The organism is Paraburkholderia metrosideri (assembly GCF_904848625.1).
GTDB classification, from domain to species: domain Bacteria; phylum Pseudomonadota; class Gammaproteobacteria; order Burkholderiales; family Burkholderiaceae; genus Paraburkholderia; species Paraburkholderia metrosideri.
Map to the genome: position 1 here is coordinate 436,678 of NZ_CAJHCP010000001.1, position 20,166 is coordinate 456,843.

Annotated in this window: 17 protein-coding genes and 1 riboswitch; of the genes, 6 read left to right on the forward strand and 11 right to left on the reverse strand. The window is 62.2% G+C overall.

Features of this window, described 5'->3' with window-relative positions; translation table 11 throughout:
- Nucleotides 1–225 precede the first annotated feature (225 nt).
- The 6 genes from LMG28727_RS01905 to LMG28727_RS01930 all read right to left on the reverse strand — a co-directional run bounded on the left by LMG28727_RS01905 (nucleotide 226) and on the right by LMG28727_RS01930 (nucleotide 5,096).
- Nucleotides 226–1,035: an ABC transporter permease gene (locus LMG28727_RS01905; protein ID WP_201640612.1), complete on the reverse strand. Its 810-nt coding sequence runs from the start codon at nucleotides 1,033–1,035 to the stop codon at nucleotides 226–228.
- Nucleotides 1,032–1,745, reverse strand: a complete 714-nt coding sequence (locus LMG28727_RS01910) for an ABC transporter ATP-binding protein (RefSeq protein ID WP_201640613.1) — start codon at nucleotides 1,743–1,745, stop codon at nucleotides 1,032–1,034. The genes LMG28727_RS01905 and LMG28727_RS01910 overlap by 4 nt, the downstream gene beginning before the upstream one ends.
- 90 nt (nucleotides 1,746–1,835) lie before the next feature.
- Nucleotides 1,836–2,405 carry a manganese efflux pump MntP gene (mntP, locus tag LMG28727_RS01915; protein ID WP_201640614.1) on the reverse strand — a complete coding sequence of 190 codons (570 nt, stop codon included), beginning with the start codon at nucleotides 2,403–2,405 and terminating at the stop codon, nucleotides 1,836–1,838.
- Between the two features lie 17 nt (nucleotides 2,406–2,422).
- Nucleotides 2,423–2,589: riboswitch (yybP-ykoY riboswitch) on the reverse strand.
- A gap of 69 nt (nucleotides 2,590–2,658) precedes the next feature.
- Nucleotides 2,659–3,567: a cation diffusion facilitator family transporter gene (locus LMG28727_RS01920; RefSeq protein ID WP_236591558.1), complete on the reverse strand. Its 909-nt coding sequence runs from the start codon at nucleotides 3,565–3,567 to the stop codon at nucleotides 2,659–2,661.
- Between the two features lie 581 nt (nucleotides 3,568–4,148).
- The gene (locus tag LMG28727_RS01925; RefSeq protein WP_201640615.1) at nucleotides 4,149–4,409 is read right to left on the reverse strand and encodes a hypothetical protein; all 261 of its coding nucleotides are present in this window, start codon (nucleotides 4,407–4,409) and stop codon (nucleotides 4,149–4,151) included.
- Between the two features lie 405 nt (nucleotides 4,410–4,814).
- Nucleotides 4,815–5,096, reverse strand: a complete 282-nt coding sequence (locus LMG28727_RS01930) for a GCG_CRPN prefix-to-repeats domain-containing protein (protein ID WP_201640616.1) — start codon at nucleotides 5,094–5,096, stop codon at nucleotides 4,815–4,817.
- A gap of 273 nt (nucleotides 5,097–5,369) precedes the next feature.
- Between LMG28727_RS01930 and LMG28727_RS01935 the strand changes: the two genes are divergently transcribed.
- Both LMG28727_RS01935 and LMG28727_RS34495 read left to right on the forward strand, forming a co-directional pair.
- Entirely contained in the window at nucleotides 5,370–7,883 is a 2,514-nt protein-coding gene (locus LMG28727_RS01935) for an AsmA family protein (protein WP_201640617.1), read from the forward strand.
- Nucleotides 7,883–8,008 carry a hypothetical protein gene (locus tag LMG28727_RS34495; protein WP_268960427.1) on the forward strand — a complete coding sequence of 42 codons (126 nt, stop codon included), beginning with the start codon at nucleotides 7,883–7,885 and terminating at the stop codon, nucleotides 8,006–8,008. The genes LMG28727_RS01935 and LMG28727_RS34495 overlap by 1 nt, the downstream gene beginning before the upstream one ends.
- Nucleotides 8,009–8,220: 212 nt before the next feature.
- On the opposite strand, the gene LMG28727_RS01940 is transcribed toward LMG28727_RS34495, so the two are convergent.
- Entirely contained in the window at nucleotides 8,221–8,715 is a 495-nt protein-coding gene (locus LMG28727_RS01940) for a hypothetical protein (protein ID WP_201640618.1), read from the reverse strand.
- A gap of 67 nt (nucleotides 8,716–8,782) precedes the next feature.
- On the opposite strand from LMG28727_RS01940, the gene LMG28727_RS01945 reads away from it, so the two are divergent.
- The 4 genes from LMG28727_RS01945 to LMG28727_RS01960 all read left to right on the forward strand — a co-directional run bounded on the left by LMG28727_RS01945 (nucleotide 8,783) and on the right by LMG28727_RS01960 (nucleotide 13,417).
- A complete protein-coding gene (locus tag LMG28727_RS01945; RefSeq protein ID WP_201640619.1) occupies nucleotides 8,783–9,061 on the forward strand; it encodes a hypothetical protein in 279 nt (92 codons plus the stop codon).
- A gap of 90 nt (nucleotides 9,062–9,151) precedes the next feature.
- Nucleotides 9,152–10,762, forward strand: coding sequence for a sensor histidine kinase (locus LMG28727_RS01950; protein ID WP_201640620.1), 1,611 nt, complete (start codon nucleotides 9,152–9,154; stop codon nucleotides 10,760–10,762).
- A gap of 74 nt (nucleotides 10,763–10,836) precedes the next feature.
- Nucleotides 10,837–11,352 carry a response regulator gene (locus tag LMG28727_RS01955; RefSeq protein ID WP_201640621.1) on the forward strand — a complete coding sequence of 172 codons (516 nt, stop codon included), beginning with the start codon at nucleotides 10,837–10,839 and terminating at the stop codon, nucleotides 11,350–11,352.
- Nucleotides 11,353–11,446: 94 nt separating this feature from the next.
- The gene (locus tag LMG28727_RS01960) at nucleotides 11,447–13,417 is read left to right on the forward strand and encodes a hybrid sensor histidine kinase/response regulator (protein ID WP_201640622.1); all 1,971 of its coding nucleotides are present in this window, start codon (nucleotides 11,447–11,449) and stop codon (nucleotides 13,415–13,417) included.
- A 132-nt stretch (nucleotides 13,418–13,549) separates the two neighbouring features.
- Here LMG28727_RS01960 and mscL read toward each other — a convergent pair whose 3' ends face one another.
- The 4 genes from mscL to mfd all read right to left on the reverse strand — a co-directional run bounded on the left by mscL (nucleotide 13,550) and on the right by mfd (nucleotide 20,070).
- Entirely contained in the window at nucleotides 13,550–13,996 is a 447-nt protein-coding gene (mscL, locus tag LMG28727_RS01965) for a large conductance mechanosensitive channel protein MscL (protein ID WP_201640623.1), read from the reverse strand.
- 89 nt (nucleotides 13,997–14,085) lie between these two features.
- On the reverse strand, nucleotides 14,086–15,120 hold the full coding sequence (locus LMG28727_RS01970; RefSeq protein WP_201640624.1) for a threonine/serine dehydratase: 1,035 nt from the start codon (nucleotides 15,118–15,120) through the stop codon (nucleotides 14,086–14,088).
- A 54-nt stretch (nucleotides 15,121–15,174) separates the two neighbouring features.
- A complete protein-coding gene (argE, locus tag LMG28727_RS01975) occupies nucleotides 15,175–16,410 on the reverse strand; it encodes an acetylornithine deacetylase (protein WP_201640625.1) in 1,236 nt (411 codons plus the stop codon).
- A gap of 177 nt (nucleotides 16,411–16,587) precedes the next feature.
- The gene (gene mfd / locus LMG28727_RS01980) at nucleotides 16,588–20,070 is read right to left on the reverse strand and encodes a transcription-repair coupling factor (protein ID WP_201640626.1); all 3,483 of its coding nucleotides are present in this window, start codon (nucleotides 20,068–20,070) and stop codon (nucleotides 16,588–16,590) included.
- Between the last annotated feature and the right edge of the window lie 96 nt (nucleotides 20,071–20,166).

The window sequence follows — 20,166 nt, forward strand, 5'->3', positions numbered from 1 at the left end:
CGCACGCAGGCAGGTTGCGCAACCTCTGCGGTGAAGTGCGAACGAGCCGCCTTTACCTAGCGAAGGCGGCTGCGCGGATCAGAGCAGGGTCCGCGTTGCGCTTGCCGCATGGCCGCATGTCGGGCTTAGCAACAATAACGGGTTGTCACGCGCCGTTCTGCACCATCACCTGCAGCGGGCGTGCGATAACTTCGCCGAGCGTGCCTGCGCGTACCCGGGCATTGCCTAAGCGCGCTTCGCCGCCGCCCGCTCCACCAGCCGCGTCGACAGAAACCGGTGTTCCGCAGAAAAGAGCCGGCGATACGTCAGCAGCACCGCCCCCACCGTGCCCAATGCGGACGATGCGGCAATCAGAAACATGATGACGATCTGATAACGCACCGCCTGCAACGGCGACTGTCCCGCCAGCACCTGACCGGTCATCATGCCGGGCAGGCTGACCACGCCGACTACCGCCATCTGGTTCAGCGTCGGCATCATCCCCGCACGCACCGCCTGGCGTGCCGGCGCCTGCGCCGCCTCCCAGCGCGTCGCGCCGAGCGCCAGCGCCATGTCCACGCGGTCGCGCCGCGCGGTCAGTTCTTCGGTCATGCGTTCGATTCCGAGCGACACGCCCGTCAACGTATTGCCGAGAATCATGCCGAGGATCGGGATGGCGTACTGCGGCTCGTACCACGGGTGAATGCGGATCACGACGAACAGGCCAACTGATGCCACCAGCCACGAACTGACCCAGATCGACAGCACGCTGTCCGCGCGTTGCCCGGCGTAGGTGCGGCTGCCACGGTTCGCGCCCGCGAATCCGGCGATCAGCGTCATCACGATCATCAGCGGCAGGACCACGAACCAGTGGTCGTAATGAAACACCCAGCCGAGCACATAGCCGATGGCCAGCAACTGGACGACGGTACGCACCGCTGCCCACGCGAGCTTGCGCTCCAGATCGAGCTTCAACGCCACCGACACCGCGCCATTCACGACGATCAGCAGCGCGGCAATCGCGACGTCCCACAGACTCAGGTTTTGCAGCGTCATTGAGCGGGCTCCTCGTGTGCACGCGCAGGCGCGGCGCTCTCGTCGAGCACGCCGGCGCGCATGGTCAGATGCCGCTCGCTCATCCGGACTGCCTGCGCGGGATCGTGCGACACCCACATCGACGCATGGCGGGAGGGATCGGCGTCGAACCACGCTTTGACCAGACCTTCAATGGCATGCGACGACTCCGGGTCGAGCGACGCAGTGGGTTCGTCGAGCAGCAACACTTCGGGCGTCAGTTGCAACACGCGAATCAGCGCGGCGATCTGCGCTTCGCCGCCGGACAACTCGCTCGCACGCTGGTCGAGAAAGTGCTCGCCGCGGCCGGCCTGCATCGCCAGACTGGCTGCCCGCGCGCGGTCGAAGCGCACGTCGCGATAAGTGCGCAACTCGAAGGGATAACGCAGATTGTCTTCGACGGTGCCGTCGAGTAACGCGGGCCGTTGCCGGATATAGGCGACGTTGCGTCGATAGCGCGGAATCGCCGCGCGCTCGACCGGTTTGCCGTGCCACAGTACGCGCCCGGCGTCGAGTGGATCGAGCAGTGCGAGTGCACGCAGAAACACGCTCTTGCCCGAGCCGGACGGCCCGGTGATCGCGACACGGTCGCCTGCATGCAACGCGAAGGTGGTCGGCTGCAACAGCGTCTGGCCGCGCTGCGCATCACGCCGAACGATGCCGTCAGCGAGAACAAGGGGGACGTCGGTCATGTTGGATCGAAATGGCGTAATTGACGTATTGGCGTAGTGGGGGACTGCGCCATCTGTCTAACCGGTCGGCGTGCGCGCGTCAATAGCCGGTCAGCCGATGATCTTAAGATGCTCCGCCAGAATGATGCCGCCAATTCCGATCAGCACGACGCCACCGGCCAACTCTGCGCGTCGGCCGGCTACGTGTCCGATGACCCTGCCGAGCATCACGCCGATCGTCACCATCAGCGTGGTGGCCAGACCGATTGCGGCGGCGGTGGAGTAAATGTTGACGTCGACAAACGCGAGGCCGGCGCCGACCGCCATGGCGTCGATACTCGTCGCGAAGCCGGTCACGGCCAGCAGCCAGAACGAGTGGGCCGCGGGCTTTTTCTCTTCGACTTCCGGCGTGCGAAAGCCGTTCAGCACCATGCGCGCACCGAGAATGAACAGCAGCGTGAACGCGATCCAGTGATCCCACGCGGACACGTATTGGGCCGCCGCCTTGCCGAGGAACCAGCCGATTAACGGAGTCAGCGCTTCGATCACACCGAAGATGAGTCCGGTGCGCAGCGCTTCGCGCCAGTGAGGACGATGGAGGGTCGCGCCTTTGCCGATAGCGGCTGCGAAGGCGTCGGTGGACATGGCGAAAGCAAGCAACAGCGTAGCGACAGGATTCATGACAGGAGTGGCTCGAGGTCCATGGTCGGGCGGAAAACCGCGACACACCTCCGCGCCCGACCGGTCGCGTGGTGTGTCGATGGTCTTGCCAACCAAACGGCTACCTGCACCACGGTCTGCGCGACCGAGTATGTTGATGCAGGCGCTTCTGGGTAGAAGCCGGCTACTCCCCAAAGACAGGGCGCAAGCTTAACATGCAAGAAAGCATTTCGTAATAATGGGGCGGGTGTTGCCGGGGCGTTCTGGGTAGGCGCTATTTGACGAGGTCGTCCAGACGTTCGTCATCGATGCCGGCGGGTTCGAGGTGCGCGGTGACGTCGGCGGACTGGAACAATTGCTGGACGGCTTTTTCTGCGTTGTCGCTGATCGCGTGGCCTTCGTTGACCGACAGCGAGCCGTCCACTTCCACATGGAATTCGACGAACACCCGGTCGCCGCCGTCACGCGTGCGGAGATCGTGAACGTCCTGCACGCCCTCGCAGCCTCGCACGGCAGCTTCGATACGCGCGCGCTCGGGCGGGTCCAGCTCACGGTCGAGCAACTGCACCAGGGCCTGCGAGGCCATGCCGCGCGCGTTCCACAGTATGTACAACGAGATGACCATCGCACCGATCGCGTCAGCGCGGGACCAGTCGAGAAAATGATCGAGCAGCAGTGCGAGCAGGACGGTCAGATTGACGGCGACGTCGGTGACATAGTGAGCGCGATCGGCGGCAATCGCGGTGGACCCGGTGCGCCGGACCACCAGCGTTTGCATGCCGACCAGTCCCGCGGCGGCCAGCGAGCTTCCCACGATCACCACAATGCCGAAGCCGGTCTGGTTCAGCGCTTGAGGGATGAAGAAACGGCGAGTCGACTCGATGCCGAGTCCGACCGCCGCGGCCGCCAGCAGCAACGCCTGAACGAAGGCCGCGATCGCTTCGGCTTTGCCGTGTCCATAGCGATGGCCGCGATCGACGGGCCGCGCGGCGTAGCGGACGCCCGCAAAGGTCACTGAAGACGCGAGGACGTCGACCAGTCCATCGGCGGCGGATGTCAGCAGCGAAATCGAGCCCGTTGCCAGCCACGCCCACACCTTGATGACCACCAGCGCCAGCGCCACTACGAGCGCCACGATGGACGCCATGCGCCGGAGTGCTTCATCGGACATGCGTTCGGACATTATGTCGGCCTTCTGGGGTGTCGATACCTGCATGAGACCACGCTTTGCGGGTCGGTGGGTAGGTCGGTGGGCTGGAGCAGAATCGGTCGAGTTACGCGCGCTCGGCTGCGTCGATCATCCGCCATCACGCGTGACGTGCCGCCGGTGAATGCGATGCCGGGCAGCGTGGCGAGGCAAGAGGGTGCGCGTTCCTGCCATCGCAGGATAATGAGTGCGGGGATAAAACTGGCGGACGAGCGAAGGGCGATCGAGCGGAACGGGATAGGGAAGGGCGAAGAGGTGGAGGTGCAGCTGCGCGCGGTGGTTATATGTCAACGTGATATAACTCGCTGTCGAGGCTGTCGAGGCTGTCGAGGCTGTCGCGATTGTCGATGCGCGGATTTGTCATGTTGTGACATGACATTCATGGGCGGAAATCACGCGGCCCTTTGCTTGCCTTCGGGCGTGGCCTTGCAACGGCAACGGCAATAGCAATAGAAACAGCAACGACACAATCGCCGCCTCACACGCCATGCAAAATAGAAAAGCACGTCACCTACCATCGCCACGTGAAGACGGTCGTCAATTACACAATCGGCGAACTAGCTGAAGTCGTTCACGCTAAGCAGAACCATCGCCATGTGCGGATTAAAGTGCCAAGCCTTGTAGGCGGCCGAGCGAATCTTCGCCTGATTGGCGGTGAATACTTCCGTGGGAGAGCAACCGGAGTCGTCACCGAGAATGCGCATCGCAGCACTCGATATCCGCCCGGGAATCGTCGCTGCGCCGTCATGGATCGTGAAGTTCAGCGAGCCGCTGCCGGTGTCGTCGCGCGGGTCCGATACGGCAAAGAGATTTTTCATGTTGGCATCTCCAATCCAGAATACCGGGCAAGTCCGTCGAAACGATTGATCGCTAGCAGCGGGGCCGGGAAGTCAGATTCACGCAGCGGGAGATTTGAAACCGGTCAGCGCATTGACCTGCATCGGGGTGCATTTGCATGATCGGAAAGCCGCCAGCCTGAATGACGTGGCAGCAAGTAATGTTCCGCGAACGCCGGTTCAAGATGAGGTTGCAGTACCCCGAATGACATCGGCGGATAGGCCGTTTTCCTCCGATCAAGCAATGCTCTTTGACAACGCATCAAGCCTCCGTACGCGGTCACTGCGCAGGGAGGCAACCACGACGACCCGCTGATAATCCATCAAGTCTGGCAACGGGTATCAACAATGTCGGACAACGCACTGGTTGCTCAGCAGCCCACCTTCTCACTGATACATCCCATTAGGCAGGCGACCGTGATAGGGCGTGTTACGGCAGTGGCCCCACGGACCCAGCCAGGATCCCGGCGGGCAGGCATAGCTCGTTGCCGCAGGTGGGGCATAGACGACCGGTGCCTGCTCCACGATCACGGGCGCTGCGAAACGGCATTGGCCCCAGGCATTACGCCACCCGCCAGGCCCGCAACCTTGTGCGGCTTCTGCTGTGCCAATGGACAGCGCGAGTACGGCGGCGGCGACGACAACGGATGCAATATTCTTGTGGTTCATGATCGACTCCTGTCGGTTTGCGTCAGAGTTGTTCTGACTGACGGAAGTCATTGTGCGCGACGACAATTAGCAGAAAATGAGGCGGCTCACCGCGCATTGCGCGACAGGTTCACGCATGCGTGATCGGGCGACGGGGTACCGCATGCAGCGCGCATTTCCGTCCGGCGACCGGAAGGTAGCGAGCCGGGAGTCAAACCTGGCAAACCCGAGGACCCACCAGGCACGCAACGTGCTGCTAGCTGCGCAACGTAGAAAAAACCGTGGAGCCTCTCAATGGCAGTGTCGACCACCACCGGAAAACGGATCGGAAAAATCATTGCATGGCTGTTGGGTACGCTCGTTGTCCTGATTGTCGCGCTGGTCATTTTCATTCTCGCGTTCGACTGGAATCGCGCCCGGCCTTATATCAACGATAAAGTCACGCAGGCCATCGGCCGTCCGTTTGCAATCAATGGCGATCTGAAGGTGGGATGGAAGCATCCGGTCGGCGAGACCGGTTGGCGTGGCTGGGTGCCATGGCCGCGTTTCTCTGCGGCCAACATCACGATAGGCAACCCCGACTGGACTAAGCACCCGCAATTCGCGACGCTCGATGAAATCGACTTCGAGGTCAAGGTGCTGCCGCTGCTTGCGCACGACATCGTCATCCCGGTCATCAACCTCGTGAATCCCTCCGTCGATCTCGAACGCGTGCTCGATGGGCGTAACAACTGGACCTTCAAAATGGCGTCGTCGAGCGGGCCTTCCGAATGGAAGCTCGACCTGAACGACATTGCGTTTGCGAAGGGCAATATCGCGCTGTCCGATCAGCAGAAAAAGGTCGATCTGCAAATGGCGATCGACACGCTCGGCCAGCCGATCCCAATCGGCGAAGCCATGAAGCAGCAGGAAACGGCATCGCGCAGCGCGTCGGCGCAAGCCATCGGTAAGGCGGGTGCGAGCAAGCTGACTGCACAGGCCAATGCGCAGGCTGCATCGGAAGCCGCGGCAGCATCGGCGGCGGCCGCGTCAGGCGCGTCGTCGACGGATATCACCGCGTCGGGTACCACGGCGGCCACGGGCGCTTCGGGTGCGCTGGTCGCAGGCGGCTCGACCGGCGCCAGCAACGCGGGAACGGCAAGCCAAAGCGCGGCATCCGCCGGGGCGGCGAGCGGCGCGATGGTCGCATCGGGCGCTAGCGGGACGGTCGCCACGGCCGGGGCAAGGGGTGAGATCCCGCCTTATGCGATCGGCTGGACTGTCAAAGGCACCTACAACAAGACGCCGGTCGCGGGTAGCGGCAAGGTGGGCGGCGTGTTGGCCCTGCAGGATGCGAACCGCCCGTTCCCGGTACAGGCGGACGTGAAGGCCGGCGATCTGCATGTGGGACTCGTCGGCACGATCACCGATCCTACCCATCTGGCTGCCGTCGATCTGCGGCTCTGGCTGCAGGGCAACAGCATGGCGCGCCTCTACTCGCTGACCGGCGTGACCTTGCCCGACACACCGCCTTATGCCACCGAGGGCCGGCTGATCGGCCAGTTCAAATCCACGGGGAATGTCTTCAAGTATGAAAATTTTACAGGCCGGGTAGGGGGCAGCGATCTGAATGGCTCGTTGACCTACACCGCGCGTGAACCGCGTCCACTGCTGCAGGGCGAACTGATCTCGCATCTGCTGCAATTCTCCGATCTCGCGCCGGTGATCGGCGCGGATTCGAACGCCAGCAAGGCAAAGCGCGGCGATGCGACGGCGCAGCCGAGCAACAAGGTACTGCCGGTGGAAGAGTTCCGCACCGACCGCTGGAAGGCGATCGACGCGGACGTGAAGTTCACCGGCCGGCGCATCATCAAGAGTTCCGATCTGCCGATCACCGATCTCTACACGCATGTCGTGCTGACGGACGGCGTGTTGTCGCTGGAACCGTTGAAGTTCGGCGTGGCGGGCGGCTCGCTTGCGTCGAACATTCATCTGGATGGCAGCACCACGCCGCTGAAGGGCCGCTTCTCGACATCGGCACGGCATCTGAAGCTCAAGCAGTTGTTCCCGAACTTCAAGACGATGCAAAGCGCGTTGGGCGAAATCAACGGCGACGCTGCATTGACTGCAACAGGCAATTCGCCGGCTGCGCTGGCGGCGACCTCCAATGGCGAATTGAAAGCGCTGGTGACCGACGGCACAGTGAGCCGTCTGCTGATGGAAGCCGCCGGGCTGAATGTCGCGAACGTCGTATATGAAAAACTGTTTGGCAATCGCGACGTGAGGATCAACTGCGCCGCCGCCGATTTCGTCGCGACCGACGGCGTGCTCGAGCCCCGCGTGTTCGCACTCGACACCGACGACGCGGTGATCAACATCGACGGCACCGTGAATATGCGTGACGAAACGTTGGATCTTGGCGTGCATCCGCATACCAAGGGTTTCCGGGTGTTCTCGCTGCGCTCGCCACTCTATGTGAAAGGTACCTTCAAGGATCCGCATGTCGGCGTGAATGCAGCCGCCCTGGCGCTGCGCGGCGGCGCGGCTATCGGGCTTGGGCTGATCAATCCGTTCGCCGCGCTGATTCCGCTGCTGGCGCCGAGCAACAACAAACCGTTGCCGTGCGCCCAGTTGCTCGCGCAAGTGAAGCAGGCGCCGACGGCGCCGCCGCCGGGCGCAAAGCAACAGCCTAAAGCGGCACTTTCTCTCGATGGCGCGCCGGTCAACAAGTCGGTGGGCGGCGCTTCGTCGCCGGCTGCGACGGGCGATACGAAGAAGAAACCTGCGACGGTGTCGCCGGCCAGCGCTGCTTTGTACAAGGGGAGCTGATGTTTTCCACGTTACCCGCAGACTGGCTCAGCTGGAGTATCGGCGGCGGCCTTTCATTCGTCTTTCTGTGGCTGATCAGCGTGCCGCCCGTGCACGGTCATGGCGACGACGCGCTCGCGGAGTGAATGGAAGAGTTGGGGATTCCTGGTCAGCGCATGCCCTTCGCCAGTGCATGCGCGAACCTGCCGCACCGGGTGCACGGTCCAGCGAATGGATTGACGGGAAAGGGGAAAGGCAGAGAGAAAGAGAGACGAGTCTGGCAACGCCGCCGTCAAGCCAATAAACCGTGACGTTGCCAGCTATTCGAACACCAAACCAGCCAGCCGTACTGCTGTAGTTACCTCAACGATCGCGGAGCCGCGTCACCCGCTGCATCTTGCCGACGCACCCCGCGACGCGACGTCCCCACACGGGTCGCACCGAATTCCGCGAGAATCTTGCCGCGTGCGCGGCTGGCGAAGACGAGAAAGCCGAAGCCGTCTGCCTCATACCAGTACCCGCCGTTCTCGAGACCGTCGAGCGGCTGTTCCAGCGCATTCGTGATGGATTCAATACAGCGCCGCCGCAATTCCGCGGGTGCCGGATAGGGAGGTTGCGCCCCACGCACGCTGCATAAAAGGACATCGAGTCCGGGCAGCACATGTGCATAAAGGACCGGCTCGTCTTGCGCACGGGCGCGCGCAATTTTGGTGTCGAGCTGGCCGAAGGGCTTGAAATGCCGCAGTACCGCGAGGAACGACTCATCGCCGTCCACCTTCGCGCGTCTACGCTTTTTCGGGAAGGACATAAAAATTCGCCTGAAAAAGAATTGCAAAAAACGCTGCGTCCTCATGCGACAACTCCCGGCTTCGCGCGCCGCACGTCGATCTTTTATAGCATACGACAAGGCCGGATTCACGATGATTCGACGACTGCGCCGCCTCACCGCCTCCCGCACGAATCATGCCGAACCGCCTCGCCGCGCGCTTTCGCATCCCAGCACATCTGTTTCCATGATAGACGCACGAGCCGCCGAAAAAACATCTCGCACCAATAAAAAAGTCATTTTTGTGTGGGCCAACGCATCTTGCCGCTACATTGAAATATCTCGGGTTCACGTCGATAATGGCCCGTCCGGCCGCACTGTGCCGCGCGTTGCGATTGGCTTTTGCCTGTCGAGCAAGCACGACGATGCCTGACATGTATTCGCGATGCCCGAGGTTCGCGGCATTCGCGCGATTCGCGAACTGCCACGACCTGAGCGACCCTTTGCGACCCTTCGGGCGAACATGAAACTATTCACCAAGGGTCTGCTGCTGATTGCCGTGCCGAGCGCGGTCGAGCTGGCGCTTCTTGGCGTCGTCTTCGATACCCAGGAGCAGACCGCACAGGCCGCGCAGTGGGTCACCAACAGCAAGCAGATCCTTTATCAGTCATCGGCAATCGTCGACCCGCTGCTGCGTCAGGCCGCGCGGGTACGCACCGCCATGGTGACCGGCGACGTGTCGCTGGTCGACCGGCATACGGTGTGGGTCGACGTCGGTGACCGGCTCTCGAAACTTAACGCGCTGGTCGCCGGCACACCGCAGCAGGTCGCGCGCGTGCAGGCCATGCAGCGGGCCATCGACAGCTATCGCGCACAGACCACCGCGATCTCGCAGGCGATGCACGATGGGCGCAGTCTGAAATCGTTCATCGCTCAGGAAACCGGTGCATTGCCGGAGCAGATCGCGCTGTTCCGCGACGAACTCGCGGCGTTCGGCCGCGAAGCATCGAGGCTCGACGCGCAGCGTTCGGCAGCGCTCGCGCGGCGCCGTGACCGGCAGCAATATGCGTTGATTGCGGCGGTGTTAGGCTCGATGCTGATCTGGGCCGGCACAGCCGTGGTGTTCGCGCGCAGCATCGGCCGGCGGTTCGAAGTGCTGATCGGCAACGCCGAGCGATTGGGCCGTGGCCGGGCGCTGGCGCCGCCGCTGTCGGGCAACGATGAAATCGCCGCGCTCGACGCGGTGCTGCATCAAACCGGCACGCGGCTGCGCGAAGCGGAACGTGAGCAGACCAGCCTCAAAACGCGGCTCGAAGCGCGCGCGCAGGAACTGGCGGGCGTCAACGAAGAGTTGCGCCAGGAAACGCAAGACAACGAAATGTTCATCTACAGCGTGTCGCACGATCTGCGCTCGCCGCTGGTGAATCTGCAAGGGTTCTCGAAGGAGTTGCAGGTATCGTGCGACGAACTGGGCAGCATCGTCTCGAAGGCGGGGTTGCCGGCCGCTGAGCACCGGCGCATGGCGCATATTCTCGACGGTGATGTGCAGGAGTCGCTGTATTACCTGCGCTCCGCGGTGACGCGCGCGGCGGCGATTATCGAGGCGCTGTTGCGTATTTCACGCGCGGGGCGGCTCGACTATCAGTGGCAGCGGGTCAGCGTAGGGCGGGTTGTGAACCGCGTGGTCGACACCTTGCAGGGCGCTATCAGCCAGCGCTCGGCAACCGTCACCGTGCGTGAATTGCCGCCGGCGTGGGGCGATCCGGCTGCGGTCGAGCAGATTTTCAGCAACCTGATCGGCAATGCGCTGAATTTTCTGGATCCTGCACGTCATGGGCGAATCGAAGTGGGGGCGCTGGCCGCCGAAGCCGTCGACGAAACCGAACCCCGCGCGGTGCGCATGCGCACGTATTACGTTCGCGATAACGGCTTGGGAATTCCGGCCGCCTATCTGTCGAAAGTATTCCGGGCGTTTCAACGCCTGCATGGCGACGTCGCCACCGGCGACGGCATCGGTCTGGCCGTGGTGCGGCGTAGTGTGGAGCGGCACGGCGGACGCGTGTGGGTCGAATCGGCGGAAGGGGCGGGGTCGACCTTTTTCGTGGTGCTGCCCGAGCAGCCTCTGCGCGGCTGAGCGGCCAGGCCGTGGTGCACGGGAACACCCGACAGGTAACATGCACAGAACGAATCTGTTAGCACGGAGAGCATATGAGTCACGGGGATACGGTCAGCATCGTACTGATCGAAGATGACGACGGCCATGCCACGCTCGTCGAGCGCAATCTGCGCCGCGCGGGCATTTCGAATCGCTTCGTGCGCTTTCACGACGGTCAGCAGGCGCTCGATTATTTCTTCGGACCGGCTCCGGCGGACCGCGCCGGCACATCGACCGCGAATCCGACGTCGAATCAAACGTCGAATCCCTACCCGCCGCTCGAAGATCTGAGTCATTTCGTCGTGCTGCTCGATCTTAAGATGCCGCGCGTGGATGGTTTCGAGGTGCTGCGCCGGTTGAAAGAGTCGCCAAAAACCGCGGCCGTGCCCGTGATCGTGCTGACCACCACCGACGACCCGCGCGAAATCGCCCGTTGCTATGAACTCGGCTGCAATGTCTACATCTGCAAGCCAGTCGAATATGATGCGTTCATCGAAGCCGTGCGCCGTCTCGGCTTCTTCCTGCAGGTCGTCAAGCTGCCGCCGGGTCACCGGCTCGCCGCGCCGTGAGCGCAGCGCGGGCGACTTGGTAGAAGCCGTCCGAAAGCCGCGCATGACAAGATAGATAAAATCGATCACCTGACCTAGCCAGAGAAAATTCCGCATGACCGAAGAAGTGTCAACGCCGCCCGCGTACGTGCTCGTCGTCGATGACGACGAGGGCATCCTCCGGCTCGCGCGCAAGTCGCTCGAACGCGCCGGTTGCCGGGTGGCGATCTGCGCCGGCGTCGACGCTGCGCGCGAGCGGCTCACGGGCGGCGGCCCCGACCTGCTGGTGCTCGACTATCAACTCAGCGGACCGGAAACCGGGCTCGACTTTTTCCGCCGTCTGCGTGCTGACGGGGTGCGAATTCCGGCCATCCTCGTCACCGGTTTTACCGACGAATCGCGGGTGATCGAAGCGTTGCGCGCAGGCGTGTCCGACGTGGTGCCGAAATCCGGCGATTACCTCGATTATTTGCCGGAAGCCGTGGAGCGCGTGTTGTCGCAAGTGCGTCTGCAACGGGCATCGGATGAAGCGCTATTGCTGCGCGATCGCGAACAGCATTACCGGACGTTGTCGGAAGCGTTGCCCCACCTCGTGATGACCTGCAACGCGGCAGGCGACTGCGATTTTCTGTCGAAGCAGTGGTACGACTACACGGGCCTCGCCGAACACAGTTCATACGGTCTCTCATGGCTCGACGCGGTTCATCCGGATGATCGCGAAGAAATTCGCCGCAGTTGGCTCAAGGCCGTGGCGAGTCAGGCGGGCGACTATCGGCATGAATTCCGGATTCGCCGGCACGATGGCGAGTATCGCTGGTTCGATGCACGGGTGGTGGCGATGCGCGACGCCGAACGCAACGTCAATAAATGGTTCGGCAGTTGCACGGACATTCATTCGCAGCGCGAGGCGATCGAGGAACGCGAACGTCTGCTCGCGTCGGAGCAGGCGGCTCGCCAAATCGCCGAAGAAGCGAATCGCGCGAAAGACCGCTTTCTTGCGATGCTGTCGCACGAATTGCGCACGCCGTTGACACCGGTGCTGGCCGGCGCCAGCGTGCTGGAGATGATCCCCGATTTGCCTGACCAGGCGCGCAACAGCGTGCGCATGATTCGTCGCAATGTCGAACTCGAGGCGCGCTTGATCGACGATCTGCTCGATCTCACGCGGGTCGCAAATGGCAAGTTGCGGCTGTCGCTTGAAACGGTCGACGTGCATGACGTGATGGACAGTGTGCTCGAACTTTTTCGCAGCGAGATTCAGGTCAAGCAGCAGGACGTGCATGTGCAGAAGAACGCAGCGCATCACTATGTGCTGGCCGATCGCGCCCGGCTGCAGCAGATGCTGTGGAACCTGATCCGCAATGCCGCCAAGTTCACCCCGGACGGCGGCCATATTTACGTGCGCACCCGTGATGAGCGGATGCACGTGCAGATCTCGGTTGAAGATACGGGTATCGGCATCGAGCCGGAACAGATCGGCAAGCTTTTCAACGCGTTCGAGCAGGGCGATCAGAGCATGACGCGGCAATTCGGCGGCTTGGGTCTGGGGTTGGCCATTACGAAAGCGTTGACCGATGTTCACGGCGGCACGGTCATTGCGCAAAGCCCAGGCGCGCACTGCGGCGCGACGTTCACGATCACGTTGCCGACCGCCGCGGCGCCGGAGGTCGTGCAACCGGTCGTCGCGCCCGCCGAGGTGCATCCGGAAGGCTTGCTGACGGTCTTGTTGATCGAAGACCACGAAGACACCGCCGAGGTGATGGCGCAACTGATACGCAGCCTGGGACACGACGTCACGGTGGTGGGTCGTGTGGACGATGCGCTGGCCGCCACGCAATTGCAGACCTTCGATCTGATTGTCAGCGACGTCGGCTTGCCGGACGGCACGGGCCTCGATTTCATCAAGGCATTCCGCGAGCACTCGGATGCGCCGGCGGTGGCGCTAACGGGATTCGGCACCGATGAAGACGTGCGACGTTGTCTGAGCGCAGGCTTCACGTCCCATCTGACCAAGCCAGTCAATTTCGGCCAGCTCGAAACGATGATTGAAGGCGCGGTGCATCTGAAAGCGCAGAAAGACGCCTGACGTGCTGCGTGCGTTTCGTGCGCAGCGTTGAGTCGTGTTGCGTTGCTTGCGCAACCGTTCGAAAAACTGAAAGGCCTGTTGCGATGTCCACCGCAACAGGCCTTTTTATTGACTTCGACTCAACGCCGGTGCTTAGCGCGGCGAGTTCTTCAACGAATCGCGGATTTCACGCAGCAGCAGCACGTCTTCCGGAGTCGGCGCGGGTTCTGCCGGCGCGGCCGGAGCCGGCTTGCGCAGATTGTTAATGAATTTGACCATCAGGAAGATGATGAACGCGAGAATGATGAAGTTGATCAGCACGGTGATGAACGAGCCGTAACCGAACACGGCCACACCGGCTGTCTGCAAATCTTTATAGGACTCGGGGTTGCCTTTGTAGGAGGCAGGAATATCGCCGAGGCGAACGAACTTGTTGGAGAAATCGAGGCCGCCGAGCGCGAGCCCGACAATCGGCATGATCAGGTCTTTCACAACTGAATTGACGATGGTGGAGAATGCGCCGCCGATAATCACACCAACCGCGAGGTCCATCACGTTGCCCTTGAGGGCGAATTCTTTGAATTCCTTGATCATGCTCATAGAGATTCCTCCCAAATATCGATAAGCGAATGATACCAACCTGAGAAGGATAGGCTAGTGCTTTGCCACGATATGCAAGGATTGTTTTCTTATTGCGGAAACTGTGACTCGCTATGGCGTGCGCGCTCTATATGCGCAGCAAAACTGACCGGGTCGGTGTTCGTGCCGCACAGCAGGACGCCTACACGCTTACCTTGCAAGCGCTCGCGAAGCGGACCCAGCAACGCAGCGGTGGCAGCTGCGCAGGCGGGCTCCACCGCCAGCTTCAGTTGTCCGAATAAGATCAGCATGGCAGCGCGCAGCTGGTCGTCGGAAACGGTGACTAGCTGATCGATATGACGGCGGCACAGCTCGTAGCTATATTCCTCGGTATGCGGCGACATTAGCGAGTCGGCAATGCTGTGCATGTGGCCCATCTTGACCGTGTGATTGGCGGCGAAACTCTTGCCCATCACGTCTGCGCCTTCGGGTTCGACACCATAAACGTGCACGTGCGGATTCGCGAGGCGCATGGCGGTCGCGACGCCGGCGGCGAGTCCCCCACCGCCGACCGGCACGATCACCGCTTCGAGATCGGGCGTTTGCGTGGCCCATTCGTAGCCGAGCGTGGCTGACCCCAACACCGTGCGATAGCCGTTAAACGGATGCACGAAGTAGCGGCCTTCTTCAGCCTCGACCCGGCGCACCAGTTCAAACGCTTCCGCAATATCTTCCGCATAGACAATGTCGGCGCGATATTGCCGACACAGCGCAACGCGTGCCGGATTCGCCGAGCGAAACAGCACGACCTTCGCGCTGATACCCAGACGCATCGCCGCATACGCGACGGCCACCGCATGATTGCCGCCCGACACACAGGTGACGCCCGCGCTACGCTGCGATTCGTCGAGTGCGAGCAGGTTGGTGAACGCGCCACGCGCCTTGAAGCTGCCGCCCGCCTGCAGCAATTCGAACTTGAAGTTCACCACCGTGCCTTCCAGCGATGAAAAATCGAGCCGGTCGAACACCGGCGTTCGCATGACCCACGGTGCCAGTGCGAAGTGCTGCGCGGCGATGTCGTCGAGCGTGGGGATCGGCTCGCCGTCGATCGTATGGTCCGTGTGTTGCGGTGTGCCTGTTGACATGGCGCGGTCGTGAGGTTGTCGGTAATCGTAAGACCCGTTTGACGGCGCTCAGTTTCAACGCGCGTGCGCTGAGTGGGCCTCCACCGACATGCTATGAATGAATTTCTGCAGGAAGCGCTCGCAGGCGACCAATTGATCCAGCGCGACGAATTCGTTCGCCTTGTGAGCCTGCTGGATGTCGCCAGGACCACACACGATGCTCGGAATTCCGGCCAGCGAGAACAACCCGGCCTCGGTGCCGTAGGCGACTTTGCGTTTGTCCTGGTCGGCGGTCAACGCGCGCACCAGTTGCGTAATCGCGGCTTGTTCAGACGAATCGAGCCCGGGTGCCGCAGCAATCTTTGTAATCTCAATGGCCGCTGACGGGTGCTCCCGCAACATCTTCGGCAGCAATGTTTCGCGTGCGTATTGATCGATACGCGCGAAGATCGGTTCGGGATCGAGCGTGGGCAGATTACGGAATTCGAACTGGAATTTGCACTCGGCCGGCACGGTATTGATCGCATTGCCGCCGACAATCGTGCTGGTTTGCGCCGTAGTGAAGGGCACGTCGTACAGTTCGTCGAACGGGCCTTGTTCGCGGAACTGATCGGCCATGTCGCGGATATAGCAAATTAGCCGCGCCGCGTATTCGATGGCGTTCAAGCCCTTCGGTGTCAGCGATGAATGCGCCGCCTGGCCGCGCACGCAGCATTGATACGCGTTGATGCCTTTGTGTGCCACGATGGGGCGCATGCTGGTCGGCTCACCCACGATGCAGCCATCCGGCTTCACGCCGCGTTTCATCAGGTCGGCAATCAGCAACGGGGCGCCTGCGCAACCCACTTCTTCGTCGAACGACAGCGCGAAGTGAATCGGTTTGGCAAGCTTCGTGCGTTGCATGTCCGGCACGAGCGCGAGTGCTGCACCGATAAAGCCCTTCATGTCGCAGGTGCCGCGGCCATACAGCTTGTCGCCGCGAATTTCCGGCTTGAACGGATCGCTGTCCCATTGCTGGCCGTCTACGGGCACCACGTCGGTGTGTCCTGACAATACGACGCCGCCGTTGGTTTCGCCATCGTGCGCGGGAATCGTAGCGAACAGGTTCGCCCATTTGCCGCGTTCGCCATGCGTGAGCGTGGCTTCGATACCGACTGCGCGTAACTCGTCACGCACGGTTTCGATCAGGCCGAGATTCGGATTGCGGCTGACTGTGTCCATCGACACGAGACGCGTGACCCAAGGCAGCGAAACAGGCGATGACGAGTTTGAAGCAGAGGTGGACTGCGCTGATTCAGCGACGTGGGACATGAGAAGACTCCAGCATTTAAGTCTTTCGATCATACCCAAAAAAAACTGGTCCGTATGCTGCGGCGGCCATGGCGCAGCGCAGCATGCGGGAAAAAGCGCTAGACGTCCCCCGTGATTCTTCTACGGCATCGCAATCGCAGCGTTAGCGCTGCCGTAGAAGGAAGAGACGCATTCGGCTTAGCGTGCCGCCGCGGCAGCGGCCGTGCCACGGCTCGGCGAGCCCAGTGCGCGTAAGGTTTCCTTGACGGTCGCGACACGCACCGCAAAATCCGGGCTGCGGGTTTCGATACGCAGCTTGTCCTGCCCCGCGAGCTTGATGTGCTTATGCTTCTGCACCATCTCGATGATCCGCATGGCGTCGATCGGCGGATTGGGGATGAACTGCAATCCGATCACCGTCTCGCCGGCATCGATCTTCGAAATGCCGAGCGGTTTCGCGGCAAGCCGCAGACGATGCGTTTCCACCAGAGCATGCGCTTGCGGTGGCAATTTGCCGAAGCGGTCGATCAACTCTTCCTGAATGCCGTCGATCGAATCGTTGTGCTCGCAGTTCGCAAGACGCTTGTAGAGCGACAGGCGCTCCTGTACATCGCCGCAATAGTCGGCGGGCAGAATCGCAGGCGCGTGCAGGTTGATCTCGGTGGTCGCGGCGAGCGGCGCAGTGAGGTCTGGCTCCTTGCCTTCCTTCAGCGCCTTGACCGCGTCGTTGAGCATGTCGGTGTAAAGCTGGAAACCGATCTCGTGAATTTCTCCCGACTGCTTGTCGCCGAGCACTTCACCGGTGCCGCGAATTTCGAGGTCGTGCATCGCGAGATAGAAGCCCGAGCCGAGTTCCTCCATCTGCTGGATCGCTTCGAGGCGGCGTTGTGCCTGCTTGGTGAGCCCTTGCGGATCGTGCACCAGCAGATACGAATACGCCTGGTGATGCGAGCGGCCGACCCGCCCACGCAACTGGTGCAATTGCGCGAGGCCGAACTTGTCCGAGCGATGAATCAGGATCGTGTTGGCGCTCGGCACGTCGATGCCGGTTTCGATAATCGTCGTGCACAACAACACGTTGGCGCGTTGAGCGACGAAATCGCGCATCACGCGTTCGAGTTCGCGCTCATGCATCTGACCGTGCGCGACCGAGATACGCGCTTCGGGTACCAGCGCTTCCAGCATCTGCCGCCGGTTTTCAATCGTCTCGACTTCGTTGTGCAGGAAGTACACCTGGCCGCCGCGTTTCAGTTCGCGCAGCATGGCTTCGCGAATCACGCTGTCTTCTTCGCGACGCACGAAAGTTTTGATCGCGAGCCGCTTTTGCGGCGCGGTGGCGATCACCGAGAAATCGCGCAGGCCCTCGAGCGCCATGCCGAGCGTCCGGGGGATCGGCGTGGCAGTCAGCGTGAGCACGTCCACTTCGGCGCGCAGCGCCTTCAACGCTTCTTTCTGCCGCACGCCAAAGCGATGCTCTTCGTCGATGATCACGAGGCCCAGCCGCTTGAACTGCACGTCCGACGACAGCAGTTTGTGCGTGCCGATCACGATATCGACGGTACCTTCGTTGATCTGTGCGATCGCCGCGTTGATTTCCTTGGTCGACTTGAAGCGCGACAGTTCGGCGATTCGCACCGGCCAGTCGGAGAAGCGGTCGGTGAAGGTTTGCGTGTGCTGTTCGGCGAGCAGCGTGGTGGGCGAGAGCAGCGCGACCTGCTTGCCGCCCATCACCGCGATGAACGCGGCGCGCAATGCCACTTCGGTTTTGCCGAAGCCGACGTCGCCGCACACGAGCCGGTCCATCGGCTTGCCGCTCGTCATGTCGCCGATCACGGCCGCGATGGCGGCGGCCTGGTCCGGCGTTTCCTCGAAGCCGAAGCTCTCGGCGAACTTCACGTAGTCCTTCGGCTCGAGCGGGAACGCATGACCTGAACGCGCGGCGCGGCGTGCGTAGAGGTTCAGCAATTCGGCGGCCGTGTCGCGAATCTGCTGCGCAGCCTTGCGTTTGGCCTTTTCCCACTGGCCCGAGCCGAGCGAGTGCAAAGGGGCGCTTTCCGGATCGGCACCGCTGTAGCGCGAGATCACGTGCAATTGCGCGACCGGTACGTAGAGCTTGCTGTCGCCGGAGTATTCGAGGTGCAGGAATTCGGTTTCGCCTTCGCCGAGGTCCATCGTGACGAGGCCCATATAGCGGCCAATGCCGTGCTGAGAATGGACGACCGGATCGCCGACTTTCAACTCGGATAGGTCGCGCACCATCGAATCGACGTTGCTCGCCTGCTCCTGGCGGCGACGCCCGGCGCGCCGCGCGAGCGGCCCGTAAAGCTCGGTTTCGGTGATGATCGCGATGCCGTCGACCGGCACGGCGAAGCCGTTGGCGAGCGGCGCGACGCCTAACGAGAAGCGCGAGTCGCCGCTCAGCCAGTCCTGGAAGCTGTCGCTCGATACCGGTTTCAGATGGTTGTCGGCAAGCAGTTGCAGCAGCGTTTCGCGACGGCCCGCGGATTCCGTGGCGAACAGCACACGATGGGTCGTGGTGTTGAGAAACGCGCGCAATGCCAAGACGGGGTCGTCGGCATGGCGGTCGATCGCCAGGTTCGGCAGCGGGGTCGACCAGCCGCCACCGGCATTGGCGGGCAACGTGAGCCGTGCGAACGGTTTTGCAAACGTGAAGAAGTCTTCGTCCGATAGAAACAGCCGTTGCGGTTCCAGAATCGGCCGGTCGCGGTCATGCGACAGGAAGTTGTAGCGCTGCTTCGTGTCGTTGGTGAAGCGGCGGATCGCGGCGTCCAGATCGCCGACGAACGCCAGTTGCGCGCCTTCCGGCAGGTAGTGGAACAGCGTCGCGGTTTCTTCGAAGAACAGCGGCAGGTAGTATTCGATGCCCGCCGACGGCACGCCGTTGCCGATGTCCTTATAGATCGACGCGCGGCTCGGATCGCCCTCGAAGGTCTCGCGCCAGCGGCTACGGAAAGCGGTGCGGGCGGCTTCATCGAACGGGAATTCGCGGCCGGGCAGCAGGCGCACGTCTTTCACCGGATAGAGACTGCGCTGCGTGTCCGGGTCGAACGCGCGAATCGAGTCGACCTGGTCGTCGAACAGGTCGATCCGGTAGGGCAGCGGCGACCCCATCGGGAACAGGTCGAGCAGCGAGCCGCGTACGCAGTATTCGCCCGGCCGCACGACCTGGCTGACGTGTTCGTAGCCGGCCAGCGTGAGCTGAGCCTTGAACTTCGCCTCGTCGAGCCGTTCGCCTTGTGCAAATGAGAACGTGTAGGCCGCCAGAAACGACGCGGGCGGCATCCGGTACAACGCCGTGGTGGCAGGCACCAGCAGGATGTCGCACCGTCCTTCGCCGAGATCGTGCAGCGTGGCGAGGCGCTCCGAGACCAGGTCCTGGTGCGGCGAAAAGGTATCGTAAGGGAGCGTTTCCCAGTCGGGCAGCAGCCGCACCCGCGCTTCGGGCGCGAAGAAGCCGATTTCCTGCGACAGACGCTGCGCATCGACCGCGCTTTCGCAGACGACGGCCAGCAACGGCACCTTGTCGCGATACGCGAGGTGGTAGCGGGCGATCAGCAGCGCGTCGGACGAACCGTGCGTGCCGTCGAAGGCAAAACGCTGGCCGGCCTTGACGAGCGCGACGGGCGAAGAGTACTGCGATGATGCGGCGTTGTCTGGCATAGATGAGAAAAGGCGGCCTCGGGCTTAGGCGTGATCGGCAAGCGAATTGAAAAGCTGATTGGCAAGCTAATTGGAAAGTTTAAGCGTCCCGGAGCG

Bases quoted from the DNA above. Each gene is read 5' to 3' on its own strand.
- LMG28727_RS01905 (WP_201640612.1), bottom strand. From the start codon at position 1,035: ATGACGCTGCAAAACCTGAGTCTGTGGGACGTCGCGATTGCCGCGCTG.
- LMG28727_RS01910 (WP_201640613.1), bottom strand. From the start codon at position 1,745: ATGACCGACGTCCCCCTTGTTCTCGCTGACGGCATCGTTCGGCGTGAT.
- mntP (WP_201640614.1), bottom strand. From the start codon at position 2,405: ATGAATCCTGTCGCTACGCTGTTGCTTGCTTTCGCCATGTCCACCGAC.
- LMG28727_RS01920 (WP_236591558.1), bottom strand. From the start codon at position 3,567: ATGTCCGAACGCATGTCCGATGAAGCACTCCGGCGCATGGCGTCCATC.
- LMG28727_RS01925 (WP_201640615.1), bottom strand. From the start codon at position 4,409: ATGAAAAATCTCTTTGCCGTATCGGACCCGCGCGACGACACCGGCAGC.
- LMG28727_RS01930 (WP_201640616.1), bottom strand. From the start codon at position 5,096: ATGAACCACAAGAATATTGCATCCGTTGTCGTCGCCGCCGCCGTACTC.
- LMG28727_RS01935 (WP_201640617.1), top strand. From the start codon at position 5,370: ATGGCAGTGTCGACCACCACCGGAAAACGGATCGGAAAAATCATTGCA.
- LMG28727_RS34495 (WP_268960427.1), top strand. From the start codon at position 7,883: ATGTTTTCCACGTTACCCGCAGACTGGCTCAGCTGGAGTATCGGCGGC.
- LMG28727_RS01940 (WP_201640618.1), bottom strand. From the start codon at position 8,715: ATGAGGACGCAGCGTTTTTTGCAATTCTTTTTCAGGCGAATTTTTATG.
- LMG28727_RS01945 (WP_201640619.1), top strand. From the start codon at position 8,783: ATGATTCGACGACTGCGCCGCCTCACCGCCTCCCGCACGAATCATGCC.
- LMG28727_RS01950 (WP_201640620.1), top strand. From the start codon at position 9,152: ATGAAACTATTCACCAAGGGTCTGCTGCTGATTGCCGTGCCGAGCGCG.
- LMG28727_RS01955 (WP_201640621.1), top strand. From the start codon at position 10,837: ATGAGTCACGGGGATACGGTCAGCATCGTACTGATCGAAGATGACGAC.
- LMG28727_RS01960 (WP_201640622.1), top strand. From the start codon at position 11,447: ATGACCGAAGAAGTGTCAACGCCGCCCGCGTACGTGCTCGTCGTCGAT.
- mscL (WP_201640623.1), bottom strand. From the start codon at position 13,996: ATGAGCATGATCAAGGAATTCAAAGAATTCGCCCTCAAGGGCAACGTG.
- LMG28727_RS01970 (WP_201640624.1), bottom strand. From the start codon at position 15,120: ATGTCAACAGGCACACCGCAACACACGGACCATACGATCGACGGCGAG.
- argE (WP_201640625.1), bottom strand. From the start codon at position 16,410: ATGTCCCACGTCGCTGAATCAGCGCAGTCCACCTCTGCTTCAAACTCG.
- mfd (WP_201640626.1), bottom strand. From the start codon at position 20,070: ATGCCAGACAACGCCGCATCATCGCAGTACTCTTCGCCCGTCGCGCTC.